Source organism: Polaromonas sp. Polasp52, from assembly GCF_059491565.1.
The window spans coordinates 698746-711996 of record NZ_CP168513.1; the positions used below are offsets into that span (position 1 = coordinate 698746).

The window sequence follows — 13251 nt, forward strand, 5'->3', positions numbered from 1 at the left end:
GGATAACTAGATAAACAGCTCAAGTATGCGCCATCCGCGCTCCACCGCGAGCGCCCGCAGGCGCGCGTCGGGATTGGTGGCGACGGGGTGGGTCGCCTTCTCCATCAGGGCCAGGTCGTTCAGGGAATCGGTGTAAAACGTGGTTTCCACGTCGTCCCAGCCGAGCTTGCGGGCCGCCAGCCATTGTTCCACGCGGGTGACCTTGCCTTCACGGGCCGAGGGCGTGCCCAGGATTTCACCGGTCAGCCAGCCCTGGGCGTCGCGTTCCAGCTCCACGGCGATCAGTTCCTTGACGCCGAAAGCCTCGGCAATCGGCCGCGTCACAAATTCATTGGTGGCAGTGACGATGACCAGTTCATCGCCGGCTGCGCGGTGCCTGTCCACCAGCGCCTGCGCCTGGGGGGTGATGGCTTTTTGCACAACTTCCCGCATGAAGCGGGCATGGGCGGCGGCCGAATTGGCGGCGCCCTGCTCGCGGATCGCCTGGGTGGCGAAACGCACGTAGTCGTGGATGTCCAGCGTGCCGGCGCGGTAGTGCTCGAAGAATTCCGCATTGCGCCGCTTGAACTCGGTGCTGTCGCACCAGCCCAGCGCAATCGTGAATTCGCCCCACTCGTAGTCGGAATCGATAGGAATCAGCGTGTGATCCAGGTCAAACAGCGCAATCTTTTTCGGGCCCGTCATTCACTCTCCAGCATGGACTTGATCAGGGGGATGGTGATGGCGCGCTTGGTTTGCAGGGCGTAGCCGTCGAGCTGGTCCAGCAGCTGCATCAGGCTGCCGAGGTCGCGCGAAAAGCGGGTCAGCATGAAGTCCATGGCTTCGTCGCTCAGGAACACGCCGCGCGCGTCGGCCTCGCGCCGCAGCACGGCGCGCCGCTCGGGTTCGGTCAGGGCCTGCAGGGCGAACACATGGCCCCAGCCCAGGCGGGTGCGCAAATCCTCGCGCAGCGCCAGGTCAGCGGGCGGCACGTTGCCGGCGGCCAGCACCCAGCGCGGCCGGCCGTCGGACGCGCTGAGCGCATTGACAAACCAGTTGAAGGCCGCCTGCTGCTGCACCGCGGTGTAGAGGTGGCATTCGTCAAGGATGACGGCGGACCAGGATTCATTGAACTCGGGCGGCTCCAGCAGAGAGGCATCCATCCAGCCGCTGGAGGCGCCCTGCTCGCGCAGTGCCTCGCGCACGGCCTTGAGCAAATGGGTCTTGCCGCTGGCGGCCTCACCCCAGAGGTAGGTGGGCACGGGCGAGCGCAGCGTGTTGCCGGCCCACAGCTCCAAGTGCTTGAGCGCGGCCTCGTTCGGCCCGCCGAAAAAATTGGCGAACGAAGGGGCCGAAGCCAGCCCGATGTCCAGCGCAATCTGTTTCATGCCCGCCATGTGTTTATCCCGGACCGGCCTTGTAAAGCCGGCTGCCCATATAGCTGGCCTTGAGGCGGCGTATGCCCACCAGCAGAACGGCGCTGGCCGGCAACGCCACCAGCACGCCAACAAAGCCGAATATCTGGCCGAAAGCCAGCAGGGCAAAAATCACCGCCAGCGGATGCAGGCCTATGCGCTCGCCCACCAGGCGCGGCGTAAGGTACAGGCTTTCCAGCAACTGCCCCACGCCATACACCACGGCCACCATGACCAGCGCCTTGAGCGAGGCGAATTCCAGCAGGCCTGCCAGCACGGCCAGCAACAGGCCCAGGCCGAAGCCGAGGTAGGGGATGAACATCGCCAGGCCGGTGAAGACGCCGATAGGCACGGCCAGGTCCAGGCCGAACAGGGCCAGGCCCACGGCATAAAACACCGCCATGATCAGCATGACCAGCAACTGGCCGCGCAGGTACTGGCCCAGCACGGCGTCGGCCTCTTCGGTAAAGCTGTCGAAGCCGCCGCGCAGGTGGGGCGGCACCAGTTCGAGCACGCGGGCGACAAACTTGTCCCAGTCCATCAGCAGGTAAAACAGCGCCACCGGGATCAGCACGGCGTTGCCGACCACGGCCAGCGCCACGCTGCCGCCCAGCTTGAGCGAGGACATCAGCGAACCGAACAGGTCCTCGAAGTTGGCATTGAGGTACTTGAGCACAAAGGCCTTGATGCTGCCCACGTCCAGCGCCACGTGGATGCCGAACTGCGCCAGCCAGGGGGAAAGGCTGCTGTTGAGCCTGTCCGCCAGCAGCGGCACTTGCTCGCGCAGCACCGGCAGTTCCTTGGCCATGATGGGCACGATCAGCAAAAACAGGCTCAGCAGCACCACGATGAAAAGGAATTCGACCAGCACCACCGCCACCACGCGCGGCAACCGGCCCTTGCCCATGTCGTCCAGCCGGTTGACCAGGGGCGTCAGCGCATAGGCCAGCACGGCGGCCACCACAAAGGGCGTGAGCACCGGCCCCAGCAGCCACAGCGCGAGGACGACCAGGGCAGCGATCAGGCACCAGGCGGCGGCGCGTTTTTGGGCGGTGGTGAATTGCATAAAGCCTTGGGTTGAGCTTGCCGGAACAAGGCCGGATGGGGCCTGAAAGCGGCCGGATGGGTAGCCTTTAGAATCTCAGGCTGAATTCTATCGGGCTTGCAGGCCCCTCCAGCGCCACAAACCCGGCTTCCAGCCCCTCATTCGCCCCCATACCGCCCTACCGCCCTTACCCGTAGCAAAGCCGACACCATGACCACCTCCTCCTCTTCCCCCCTGAGCTACAAAGACGCGGGCGTTGACATCGACGCGGGCGACGCGCTGGTCGAGCGCATCAAGCCCCTGGCCAAAAAAACCATGCGCGAAGGCGTGCTGGCCGGCATAGGCGGCTTCGGCGCGCTGTTCGAAGTGCCCAAGCGCTACAAGGAGCCCGTGCTGGTCAGCGGCACCGACGGCGTGGGCACCAAGCTCAAGCTGGCCTTTGAATGGAATATGCACGACACCGTGGGCATAGACCTGGTGGCCATGAGCGTCAACGACGTGCTGGTGCAGGGTGCCGAGCCGCTGTTTTTCCTTGACTACTTCGCCTGCGGCAAGCTCGACGTCGACACGGCGGCAAGCGTGGTCGGCGGCATCGCCAAGGGCTGCGAGCTCAGCGGCTGCGCATTGATAGGCGGCGAAACCGCCGAAATGCCCGGCATGTACCCCGCTGGCGAATACGACCTGGCCGGTTTTGCCGTCGGTGCGGTCGAAAAATCGAAAATCCTGACCGGCAAGGACGTCAAACCCGGCGACGTGGTGCTGGGCCTGGCCAGCAGCGGCGTTCACTCCAACGGTTTCAGCCTGGTGCGCAAATGCATTGAACGCGCGGCCGGCAATACGCCCGCCACCTTGGACGGCAAGCCCTTCAGGCAGGCCCTGATGGAGCCCACCCGCCTTTACGTCAAGAACGTGCTGGCCGCCCTGGCCGCCCACCCGATCAAGGCGCTGGCCCACATCACCGGCGGCGGCCTGCTGGAGAACATTCCCCGCGTGCTGCCCGAAGGCACGGCCGCCCACCTCAAAAAGGGCAGCTGGCCGCGGACCGAGCTGTTCGCCTGGCTGCAAAAAACCGCGGGCATTGACGACTTCGAGATGAACCGCACCTTCAACAACGGCATCGGCATGGTGGTGGTGGTGGACGCCGCCAATGCCCAGGCCACGGCCAAGACCCTGCGCGAGGCGGGCGAGCAGGTGTATGAGATCGGCGTGATCGCCGCCAAGGGCGACGGCGCCGCCGTCACGGTCAACTAAGCAGGCAGATCAAGCCAGCGCCAGCCCCGCCACGCCCAGCAGCATCAGCGCCGCACCCAGCACCTGCGAAGGCTTGAGGGATTCCTTGAGCAGCCGGGCGCCCACCAGCGTGCCTATCAGCATGGACATCTCGCGCACCGGGGCCACGTAGCTGAGCGGTGCGGACTGCACGGCGAACAACACCAGGCAGTAGGCCAGCGGCGACAGCAGGCCTATCAGCATGATGGCCGTGCGGTGCTGCCGCCATTGCGCGGACAGCAAGGCGCGCCGCGGGATCACCCAGGGTGCAAGCAGCACCGTGCGAAAACCCAGGCCCGCGGCGTAAAACAGCACCGGCGCCATGCCCAGGGACTTCACCGCCCAGCCGTCGACCACGGTGTAGCCGGCAATGCAAAGGCCGGTCAGCCCGCCCCAGAGCACTCCGCGCCGCCGCCGCGCATCCCCGCTGCCGGCAATGCCCGCGGCACCACCGGATGTCATGAAAACGCCCGCCAGCACCAGGGCCACACCCAGCCAGCCCAGCACACTGGGCAGCTCGCCGAGCAAGGCCACGGCTCCCAGCACCGCGAGCAGTGGCCCGGTGCCCCTGGCCATGGGATAGACCACGGCGAAATCGGCCACGCGGTAGCCTTTTTGCAGCACCAGCGAATACACCAGGTGCAGCAGCGCGCTGGCCAATGCCGCCAGCCACATCCAGCCATTGAAGGCCTGGGGGTGTTGGTGCCAGGCGAGCAAGGCCACCGGCGCAGCGGCCGCCATGCTGACGCAACCGAACAGCCAGATAAAGAGCAGGCCGCCGGCCGCGCGCTTGGCCACGATATTCCAGAGCGCGTGGCACACCGCCCCCGCGAGCACCAGCGCCAGCGTCTGGGCGCTCATGCCGGCGTGCCAATTCCGGGCAAGCGAAAACGGCTGTCCAGCAAGGTTTTGACGCGCGCCGCCACGGCCTCGCATTCCTGCGCGCTGAGCGGCGCGAACCCCGATGCCCAGGCCGCCATGTCTTCCCAGCGCGGGAATTTGGGTGACTCGCCCCAGCGCCAGTCGGGATGCGCCGCCTGCCGGTTGCGCCCCAGCACATGCAGGTGCACCCGGCGGTTCGCCTGCACGTTCTTGGGCCCGGCGGGCGGGGCCTGGTCGTTGAGCGCCCAGTTTCCCGCCTCCCAGTAATTGAGGCAGCCCTCACGCAGGGCGGGCAGCACGTCCAGCATGGCGCGGCCGGTGGCGGCCACCAGGCAGGACCAATGGGCCAGTTCCAGCGGCGCCAGTTCGCTGCGCTCCCAGACCGGCCGCGGCGGATTGACCACCAGGTGGCCGCCGTCACGGCGGTCGCACAAAAGGGCATCAGGCAAAAGCAGGGTACCGCCGGGGCAGCTGTGCAAAACAAGAGGCATGGAGGGAAAACCTTTGACAGTGAATAATGAGTAAATATGATCAAGCAATGAACGGGTCAATCGCCATAATCCTTGAATTTCTTCTGTATTGCACTCAAAACCATGAGAAAAGCGGCCTCCAATGATGAGTAAAACAGATGAATCAATCCTCCAGACACTGCCGCTCAACGCGGTGCGGGTGTTTGTGGAAGCCGCGCGCCAGCTCAATTTCAGCCGCGCCGGCCGCGTGCTGGGCATGAGCCAGGGCGGCGTCAGCCGCCATGTCGCCACACTGGAGCGCTACTTCGGACAGCCCCTGTTCACGCGCAGCGGCACTTCGGTGCGCCTGACCGATGCCGGGCGCCTGTACTTCGACACGGTGCAGGAAGCCCTGTCGACCATAGAACTGGCCACCCGCCAGCTGGCGCAAAGCCAGGCCGGCGCTCGCCTCATCGTGCGCACCTCGCTGCCCACTTTTGCGATGACCACGCTGATTCCTGCCCTGCCCGGCTTCCAGCCCGCGGCTCCGGTGGCGGTGGACCTGGTGACCTCGCTTTCCCCGCCGGATCCTGGCGACAGCTACGACGTGCTGATCACGCGCGACCTGGCCATCGCCGGCGCCGAGCACTGGCTGCTGGCTGCCGAAAACATCGTGTGCGTGGCTTCCCCGGCGCGTTGCCGCGAGTTCGCAGACCAGCCCGTCAGCCAATGGCAGTTTCTCGCGGCGCAGTCGCGGCCCGATGTGCTGGCCGCCTGGTCAGCGCAACTGGGCGTTCAGGCGGCCGGCATCCATGTCAGTGCCAGCTTCGACCACTACTTCCTGGCGATCGCCGCGGCGACGGGCGGCATGGGCCACCTGGTGGTGCCCGAACTGCTGGTGGCCGAGCCGCTGCGCCGCGGCCACCTGCTGCGGGCATCCCCCGTGGTGGTGCGCGGCGACGCCAGCTATTCGGCCTATATCAACCCGCGCAGCATGGCCCCGGAAACCGCCCGGGTGTTCTGCCGCTGGCTCAAGGGATGGTTCAGGCAGGCACAGGACGGCCCGGTGGCCGCGCTACAAAAACACTAGCTGCGGGGACCGATGCCGACTGGCTTGCGCTGGACTTTTTGTTATTTCTGTATCAAACTGTTCTACTGGTCCGTCTTTGGAGCACACATGCCGGTCATCGCAGTCGTCAACCGCAAGGGAGGCAGTGGCAAAAGCACACTGGCCGCGCACATCGCCGCCTGGTGCGCGCGCAATGGCAGCTCTGTCATGCTGGGCGACGTGGACCGCCAGCAGTCGGCACGCAGCTGGCTCAAGCGCCGCGGCGCCGACCTCCCCGCCATTGCTCCCTGGGCTGTGGACCAGAAAAACATGCTGCGCGTGCCCACGGGCATCACGCACGTGGTGCTGGACACGCCGGGCGGCATGCACGGCTTTGAACTCGCTCGCGTCGTGATGTTTGCCGACGCCATCATCATGCCGGTGTGCAATTCCATGTTCGACCGCGAGTCGGCCGCGCAATGCCATGCCGACCTGATGGCCCTGCCGCGTGTGGCCAGCGGCCGCTGCCGCCTCGCCACCGTGGGCATGCGCATTGACGGGCGCACCAGCGCGGCAAAGGTCCTGGAGGAATGGTCGGAAGGCCTGGGCATGCCTTTCCTGGGCGCGCTGCGCGAAACCCAGCTCTATGTGCGCAGCCTGGAGCGCGGCATGACGATGTTCGACTTGCCGGCCAGCGCCGCCGCGCCGGACCTCGCGCAGTGGCAGCCCATACTGAACTGGCTCAGGCCCACGCTGTACCCGCCGCAGGCGGCCAACGACGCCCCCGAGCACGCGCAGGCCAGGACAGTGGCCAAGGCCCCGGCCCGGGTGATTGCGCCCCGGCCTTCGGTCGCCGCGACACTGGGCGCCAGGCCGCTCAATCCGGCGCCCGCGCAAAACGCGGCGGCGGCGCCGCGCCTGGGCAGTTCCCTGCCCGGCAGCCTGATGCCGGCGCAGGAATCGCTGCTGCACGGCGCCCGGATGTCCGCCCAGAGCACAGCCCGCGCCGTGGTCCGGCCCGTCCAGGCCGCCGGCACACCGGCCATGTCGCGCAACATGAATTCGCCCGACGGCCTGCAGATCCCGCAGTTCCTCAAACGCGCCACCTGAGGCGCCGCGCCGGCCCCGCCGTCAGGCTGCGGCGAGTTCTTCGCGGACTTCGCGCGCTGCCCGCACCATATTGCCCAGCGCCGCCTCGGTCTCGGGCCAGCCACGGGTTTTAAGGCCGCAGTCGGGGTTGATCCAGAGGTTTTCCGCCGGGATCACCGCGGCCGCTTTACGCAGCAGCCGTACCATCTCGTCCACCGTGGGCACGCGCGGCGAATGGATGTCGTAGACGCCCGGGCCTATCTCGTTGGGGTACTTGAAGTCGCCGAAGCCGCGCAGCAGCTCCATGTCGGAGCGGCTGGTTTCAATCGTGATCACGTCGGCGTCCATGGCCGCGATTTCCGGCAGGATGTCGTTGAACTCCGAATAGCACATATGGGTGTGGATCTGGGTTTCATCGGCCACGCCGCTGGCGCTGATGCGGAAGGCGCGCGTGGCCCATTCCAGGTAGGGCTTCCAGCCGGCGCGGCGCAGCGGCAGGCCTTCGCGTATCGCCGGCTCGTCGATCTGGATGATGCCTATGCCCGCGCCCTCCAGGTCCGCCACCTCGTCGCGTATCGCCCAGGCGATCTGCCCGGCGGTCAGGCTGCGCGGCTGGTCGTCGCGCACAAAAGACCATTGCAGGATGGTGATGGGGCCGGTCAGCATGCCTTTCATGGGCCGCTTGGTGAGGCTTTGCGCATACACCGTCCAGGCCACCGTCATCGCCGCGGGGCGCGCCACATCGCCGTAAATCACCGGCGGCTTCACGCAGCGCGAGCCGTAGGACTGTACCCAGCCGTTTGCCGTAAAGGCAAAACCGTCGAGCTGCTCGCCGAAATGCTCGACCATGTCGTTGCGCTCGGCCTCGCCGTGCACCAGCACATCCAGGCCCAGTTCTTCCTGCTTGCGCACGGCGAGGCGGATCTCGGCCTGCATTTTTTCGGCGTACTGCGATTTGCCGATCTCGCCGCGCTTGAAGGCCGCGCGCGCGGCGCGTATCTCGGCGGTTTGCGGGAACGAGCCTATCGAGGTGGTCGGAAACAAGGGCAGCGCAAAACGCTGGCGCTGCACCTGCTGGCGCCGGCTGAAGGGCGAAAGCCGCTGATCGGCGCCCGCCGCGGCCCGGGCCAGCCGCGCCGCCACGGTGGCGCGGTGCACGCGCGGGCTGTTGCGGCGCGCCTGGGCGGCCAGGCGGGCGGCGGCCAGCTCAGCTTCCACGGATTTTTCGCGGCCTTCCAGCGCGGCTTTGAGCATGCGCAGCTCAAGCAGTTTTTCCACCGCGAAGGCCAGCCAGGACTTGAGTTCGGCATCCAGCGTGTCCTCGGCCTGCAGGCTGTAAGGCACGTGCAGCAGCGAACACGAAGGCGCCAGCCAGAGCTCGCCCCGGTGCTTTTCGGCCACCGGCCGCAGCCTTGCCAGGGCGGCATCAGGGTCGGTGCGCCAGATGTTGCGGCCGTCGACGATGCCCACCGACAGCACCTTGTGGCTGGGCAGCCAGTCGGCCACACCGACGAGCTCTTCGGGTGCACGCACCGCATCCACATGCAGGCCCGCCACCGGCAGTTGGCAGGCCATGCGCAGGTTCTCCTGCAAGGGTGAAAAATAAGTAGCGAGCAATAGCTTGGGGCCGCCGCGCGCCAGCCGCCAGTAACTGGATTCATAAGCCTGGCTCCAGGCGGGCGGCAAGTCCAGGCCCAGGATGGGTTCGTCCATCTGCACCCATTCCACGCCCTGGGCCTTGAGGCGGGCCAGGATTTTTTCGTACACCGGCAGCAGCTTGCCCAGCAAGCTGAAGCGGTCGAAACCCGGCGTCTTTTCCTTGCCCAGCCAGAGGAAACTCAGTGGCCCCAGCAGCACCACCTTGACGGCATGGCCGGCCTCCTGGGCCTGCGCGACTTCGTCAAACAGGCGTTCGCAGGCCAGGCTGAACTCGGTGTTCGGACTGAACTCCGGCACCAGGTAGTGGTAATTGGTATCAAACCACTTGGTCATCTCCAGCGCGAAGCTGCCGCCGCCGGCGCCGCCTTCAGCGCAGCCGCAGTCCGCGCTGTGGCTGTGGCCGGCTTCGGCATTCACACCGCGCGCCATCGCGAAGTAACGGCCGAGCGCGGGCTCCTGCCCTGTGAACCCAAAGCGCGCCGGCTCGCAGCCCAGCATCTGGATGTGGTTGGCCACGTGATCATAAAAAGCGAAGTCACCCACCGTCACAAAATCCAGGCCCGCTTCTTTTTGCACCGCCCAATGGCGCTCGCGCAGCTCGGCGCCGGCGGCTTGCAGCGCGGCCAGGTCTATCTCGCCGCGCCAGTGTTTTTCAAGCGCGAATTTCAGTTCCCGGTGCGCGCCCATGCGCGGAAAACCCAGGGTGTGTGTATGGACCATGCAGGCTATCTCCCGTTTGCGAATCAACAAAGAACGCCATGGTCGGCCAGATTCAACTATTATTCAAACGAAAGATATTGTCTTTCAACATGAAAATTATTGATTCACACAATTCAGTATGACGCCATCGATTCTTGAACTGCGCCACCTGCGCACACTGACGGCCCTGCGCGACAGTGGCAGCCTGGTACGTGCGGCGCAGCTGCTCAATCTGACGCAGTCGGCACTGTCGCACCAGGTCAAACTGCTTGAAGACCGCTATGCCGCGCCGCTGTTCGAGCGCAAATCCGTGCCGCCGCAGTTCAGCACCACGGGCCTGCGCCTGCTGGCGCTGGCCGATGCGGTGCTGCCGCAGGTCGAGGAGGCCGAACGCGACGTGGCGCGCCTGGCGACGGGGCGCTCCGGCCAGTTGCGCATCGCGGTTGAATGCCACACCTGTTTTGACTGGCTGATGCCGGCCATGGACGCCTTCCGCACGCGCTGGCCCGAGGTGGAACTGGACATCGTCTCGGGCTTTCATCCCGACCCGATCGCGCTGGTGCTGCAGGACCGCGCCGACATCGCCATCGTGTCGGAGGCCGACGCCGATGAAACCGTGGACTTCCACCCGCTGTTCCGCTTTGAAATCGTGGCACTGCTGGCCAACCACCATGCGCTGGCGGCCAAGACGCACCTCACGGCCAAGGATTTCGCGGGCGAAACCCTGATCACCTACCCGGTGCCCGACGAAATGCTGGACGTGGTGCGCCAGGTGCTGGAGCCGGCCGGCGTCAAGCCCGCGCGCCGCACCACCGAACTGACGATTGCCATGCTGCAGCTGGTGGCCAGCGGCCGCGGAGTCGCCGCGCTGCCCAAGTGGGCGGTGCAAAGCTACCTGGACCGCGGTTATGTGAGCGCCAGGCCCATAGGCAAGAAGGGCTTGACCGGGCGGCTTTATGTGGCGTGCACAGAAGCCACCTCAGGCCGGCCCTGGCTGGCCGACTTTGTGGCGATCACGCGCGAGAGCTGCTTTCTCACGCTCAGCGAGATCGAGCTGCTTTAAGGCAAAGCTCAGTGCCGGCCCTGGCGCAGCTGGGCCAGGCGCTCGGCCATGGCGTCGATGTCGAGCGCGTCCTCGGCGTTGGCCAGGTAGATTTCCAGGTCGGCCATTGCGCGGTCCGGCTCGCCATGGGCGGCCCAGGCCAGGCCGCGGTCGCGGTATTCGGTCCAGGCTTCGGGCTGCAGCACGATGAGCCGATCCTGCACCGGGATCAGGCGCTGCCAGTCTTCCTGGGTCTTGTGGATTTCCTTGAGATTGCGCAGCATGCGGCTGATGATCTCGCGCGGCGGCGCCGACTGCAGGTACAGGCCCATGGGCACCTCGAACTCATCGCCCGGGCTGCCGCCGTGCTGGCGGAAAGGCTCCAGCCGCTCGGACAGCTCTTCGCGGCTCAGCGACTGGCCGCTGAACGGGTCTATCACCACCTGGCCCTTGGGCAGGTTGACCTTGACCATGAAGTGCCCCGGAAAGGCCACGCCGCGCGCATTGAGGCCCAGGCCCAGGGCCAATTCCAGCCAGAGCACGGCCAGCGTGATGGGAATACCGCGGCGCGTGCGCAACACCGCATTCAGGTAGCTATTGTCGGGGTCGTAGTAGTCGTTGACGTTGCCGCCGAAGTTCAGGTCGTGGAAAAAGAACTGGTTCAGCGCGCGCAGCCGCTGCAGCGCCGGCGCGTCGGCCGGCAGGCGGCGCTTGAGCCGGGCCAGCAGCTGGTCGACGTCGCCCAATACCTGCTGCACGTCCAGGTCGGGGTATTCGTCCTGCGCCAGGCTGATGGCGGCTTCCAGAAGGGGGAAATGCTCGTCGCTTTCCACTAGGCTGGAGAAATATTGCAATGGTGACGGTACAGCCAGATTTAATTGCATGGCCCCTACTTTCTCATAAACCGGCGCAAAAAGGCATGCGGAAAATGCCGCTCGGGGCCTGGAGCATGCCGCCCGTCAATGTCTCAGCAGCTTTGTCACCTTGAGGCCGGACACCCACAACGCCGTGAAATACAGCAGCGCCGAGGCCAGCAACACCAGCGCCAGCCAGCCGATGCGCTCTAGGGAATGGCTTTTCAGCGCGACCCAGCTCACCGCCCCGGCGGCCCACAGCAAAAAGGCCGCGAGCAAGGCGCTGGCGCCGCCCACCTGCAGCGCGAACTTGCCCCAGCCCGGCATCGGTTTGTAACTTCCGCGCTTCAAAAGCCCCAGCAACAGCCACAGGGCGTTGACCAGGGCGCCAATGGCGATCGACAGGGTCAGGGCCGCATGCTGCAGCAAGGGCACCAGGAAATAATTCAGTACCTGGGTGAACACCAGCACGCAGACGGCGATACGCATGGGTGTGCGCATGTCGTGCCGGGCATAAAAGCCCGGGGCCAGCACCTTGACGGCCACGATGCCCATCAGCCCCACGCCATAGCTGGTCAAGGCGGCTGTTGTGCGCTGGACGTCGAGGTCGCTGAACGCGCCATAGTGGTACAGCACCGCGACCAGCGGCTGCGAGAACACCAGCAGGGCCACGGCACAGGGAACCGACAGCAGCACCACCAGGCGCAGGCCCCAGTCGAGCATGGAGGAATAGCGCTCTTCGTCCTGGCTGCCGCGCGCCGCGGCCAGTTGCGGCATCAGCACCACGCCCAGGGCGACGCCCAGCATGGCGGTGGGAAACTCCATCAGGCGGTCGGCATAGGTGATCCAGCTCACGCTGCCGGTGGCCAGGTGCGAGGCGATCTGGGTGTTGATGAGCAGCGATATCTGCGCCACGCTGACACCCAGCAGGGCCGGCAGCATCAGGGACAGCACCTTGCGTGTGCCCGGGTCGTTCCAGGACTGGCGCAGGGCCGCGAAGCTGGCGCCTATGCGCGGCAGCAAGCCCAGGCGCCGCAGCGCCGGCAGTTGCAGGCCCAGTTGCAAAATGCCGCCCACCATCACCCCCACGCATTGGGCATAGATCGGCTCGATGCCGTGCCTGGCAAACCAGGGAGCCCCCAGGGTGATGGAGCCTATCAGCGCCAGATTCAGCAGCACGGGCGAGGCGGCGGGCACGGCAAAGCGGCGCCAGGTGTTGAGGATGCCGCCGGCCAGCGCGACCAACGACATAAAGCCGATGTAAGGGAACATCCAGCGGGTCATCACCACGGCGGCGTTGTAGCCCTGCGGTTTCAGGCCGCTGGCCATGGCCCAGACCATCAGCGGCGCGGCCAGCACGCCCGCCACACACAGCAGGACCAGCGTCCAGGTCAGCAGGGTCGCGACATGGTCAATCAGCTGTTTGGCGCCCTCTTCCCCCTGCTCCGCCTTGCAGGCCGCCAGCACCGGCACAAAAGCCTGGCTGAAAGCGCCCTCGCCGAGCACCCGCCGGAACAGGTTGGGGATGCGAAAGGCGACGTTAAAGGCGTCGGTCATGGCGCTGACGCCAAACACCGAGGCCATCAGCAGGTCCCGGACCAGGCCCGTGACGCGCGAGGCCAGGGTCAGCAGGGAAACGGTGGAGGCGGCTTTAAAAAGTGACACCGAGCGAGTTTAGCTGTCACGACGGCGCGCGACCGGTGTTTCATACGGCCGTATTTGGGGCTCTTCTTCACACCAGCAGGGGCCGCGGAACCGGCTTTGCCGGGCCGCAGGCGGGCGGCCCCTTCCTCAGTGCAAGGGGCAGGGAGCCGCCGCAGG

12 protein-coding genes are annotated in these 13251 nt (G+C 66.2%); 4 read left to right on the forward strand and 8 right to left on the reverse strand.

What is annotated here, in order from left to right:
* Positions 1–6 precede the first annotated feature (6 nt).
* The 3 genes from ACEN9P_RS03445 to ACEN9P_RS03455 are packed head-to-tail and all read right to left on the reverse strand — an operon-like array spanning position 7 to position 2460.
* Positions 7–684: a histidinol-phosphatase gene (locus ACEN9P_RS03445; protein ID WP_495621090.1), complete on the reverse strand. Its 678-nt coding sequence runs from the start codon at positions 682–684 to the stop codon at positions 7–9.
* On the reverse strand, positions 681–1367 hold the full coding sequence (hda, locus tag ACEN9P_RS03450) for a DnaA regulatory inactivator Hda (RefSeq protein WP_477661874.1): 687 nt from the start codon (positions 1365–1367) through the stop codon (positions 681–683). Before hda ends, ACEN9P_RS03445 begins: the two co-directional genes overlap by 4 nt.
* Before the next feature lie 13 nt (positions 1368–1380).
* Positions 1381–2460: an AI-2E family transporter gene (locus ACEN9P_RS03455; RefSeq protein WP_495621091.1), complete on the reverse strand. Its 1080-nt coding sequence runs from the start codon at positions 2458–2460 to the stop codon at positions 1381–1383.
* A 189-nt stretch (positions 2461–2649) separates the two neighbouring features.
* On the opposite strand from ACEN9P_RS03455, the gene purM reads away from it, so the two are divergent.
* Positions 2650–3690 carry a phosphoribosylformylglycinamidine cyclo-ligase gene (gene purM / locus ACEN9P_RS03460; protein ID WP_495621092.1) on the forward strand — a complete coding sequence of 347 codons (1041 nt, stop codon included), beginning with the start codon at positions 2650–2652 and terminating at the stop codon, positions 3688–3690.
* Positions 3691–3699: 9 nt separating this feature from the next.
* Here purM and ACEN9P_RS03465 read toward each other — a convergent pair whose 3' ends face one another.
* Positions 3700–4569, reverse strand: a complete 870-nt coding sequence (locus ACEN9P_RS03465; RefSeq protein ID WP_495621093.1) for an EamA family transporter — start codon at positions 4567–4569, stop codon at positions 3700–3702.
* Complete coding sequence (locus ACEN9P_RS03470; RefSeq protein ID WP_477661878.1) at positions 4566–5024, reverse strand: hypothetical protein; 459 nt, start codon at positions 5022–5024, stop codon at positions 4566–4568. The genes ACEN9P_RS03465 and ACEN9P_RS03470 overlap by 4 nt, the downstream gene beginning before the upstream one ends.
* A gap of 178 nt (positions 5025–5202) precedes the next feature.
* Between ACEN9P_RS03470 and ACEN9P_RS03475 the strand changes: the two genes are divergently transcribed.
* Together ACEN9P_RS03475 and ACEN9P_RS03480 are read left to right on the forward strand one after the other, a co-directional pair.
* The gene (locus tag ACEN9P_RS03475) at positions 5203–6129 is read left to right on the forward strand and encodes a LysR family transcriptional regulator (RefSeq protein WP_495621094.1); all 927 of its coding nucleotides are present in this window, start codon (positions 5203–5205) and stop codon (positions 6127–6129) included.
* Between the two features lie 87 nt (positions 6130–6216).
* Complete coding sequence (locus ACEN9P_RS03480) at positions 6217–7197, forward strand: ParA family protein (protein WP_495621095.1); 981 nt, start codon at positions 6217–6219, stop codon at positions 7195–7197.
* A gap of 21 nt (positions 7198–7218) precedes the next feature.
* Here ACEN9P_RS03480 and metE read toward each other — a convergent pair whose 3' ends face one another.
* Entirely contained in the window at positions 7219–9555 is a 2337-nt protein-coding gene (gene metE / locus ACEN9P_RS03485) for a 5-methyltetrahydropteroyltriglutamate--homocysteine S-methyltransferase (protein WP_495621096.1), read from the reverse strand.
* A 118-nt stretch (positions 9556–9673) separates the two neighbouring features.
* On the opposite strand from metE, the gene ACEN9P_RS03490 reads away from it, so the two are divergent.
* Positions 9674–10597, forward strand: coding sequence for a LysR family transcriptional regulator (locus tag ACEN9P_RS03490; protein WP_477701085.1), 924 nt, complete (start codon positions 9674–9676; stop codon positions 10595–10597).
* A gap of 8 nt (positions 10598–10605) precedes the next feature.
* Here the strand turns inward: ACEN9P_RS03490 and ACEN9P_RS03495 are convergent, their stop codons facing one another.
* Both ACEN9P_RS03495 and murJ read right to left on the reverse strand, forming a co-directional pair.
* A complete protein-coding gene (locus ACEN9P_RS03495) occupies positions 10606–11460 on the reverse strand; it encodes a SirB1 family protein (protein ID WP_477661883.1) in 855 nt (284 codons plus the stop codon).
* 75 nt (positions 11461–11535) lie between these two features.
* Positions 11536–13095, reverse strand: coding sequence for a murein biosynthesis integral membrane protein MurJ (gene murJ, locus ACEN9P_RS03500; protein ID WP_495621097.1), 1560 nt, complete (start codon positions 13093–13095; stop codon positions 11536–11538).
* Between the last annotated feature and the right edge of the window lie 156 nt (positions 13096–13251).

Excerpts from the sequence above, each read along its gene's own strand:
- ACEN9P_RS03465 (WP_495621093.1), bottom strand. The coding sequence starts at position 4,569 with ATGAGCGCCCAGACGCTGGCGCTGGTGCTCGCGGGGGCGGTGTGCCAC.
- ACEN9P_RS03495 (WP_477661883.1), bottom strand. The coding sequence starts at position 11,460 with ATGCAATTAAATCTGGCTGTACCGTCACCATTGCAATATTTCTCCAGC.
- metE (WP_495621096.1), bottom strand. The coding sequence starts at position 9,555 with ATGGTCCATACACACACCCTGGGTTTTCCGCGCATGGGCGCGCACCGG.
- ACEN9P_RS03490 (WP_477701085.1), top strand. The coding sequence starts at position 9,674 with ATGACGCCATCGATTCTTGAACTGCGCCACCTGCGCACACTGACGGCC.
- ACEN9P_RS03445 (WP_495621090.1), bottom strand. The coding sequence starts at position 684 with ATGACGGGCCCGAAAAAGATTGCGCTGTTTGACCTGGATCACACGCTG.
- ACEN9P_RS03475 (WP_495621094.1), top strand. The coding sequence starts at position 5,203 with ATGATGAGTAAAACAGATGAATCAATCCTCCAGACACTGCCGCTCAAC.
- ACEN9P_RS03480 (WP_495621095.1), top strand. The coding sequence starts at position 6,217 with ATGCCGGTCATCGCAGTCGTCAACCGCAAGGGAGGCAGTGGCAAAAGC.
- hda (WP_477661874.1), bottom strand. The coding sequence starts at position 1,367 with ATGAAACAGATTGCGCTGGACATCGGGCTGGCTTCGGCCCCTTCGTTC.
- purM (WP_495621092.1), top strand. The coding sequence starts at position 2,650 with ATGACCACCTCCTCCTCTTCCCCCCTGAGCTACAAAGACGCGGGCGTT.
- ACEN9P_RS03455 (WP_495621091.1), bottom strand. The coding sequence starts at position 2,460 with ATGCAATTCACCACCGCCCAAAAACGCGCCGCCGCCTGGTGCCTGATC.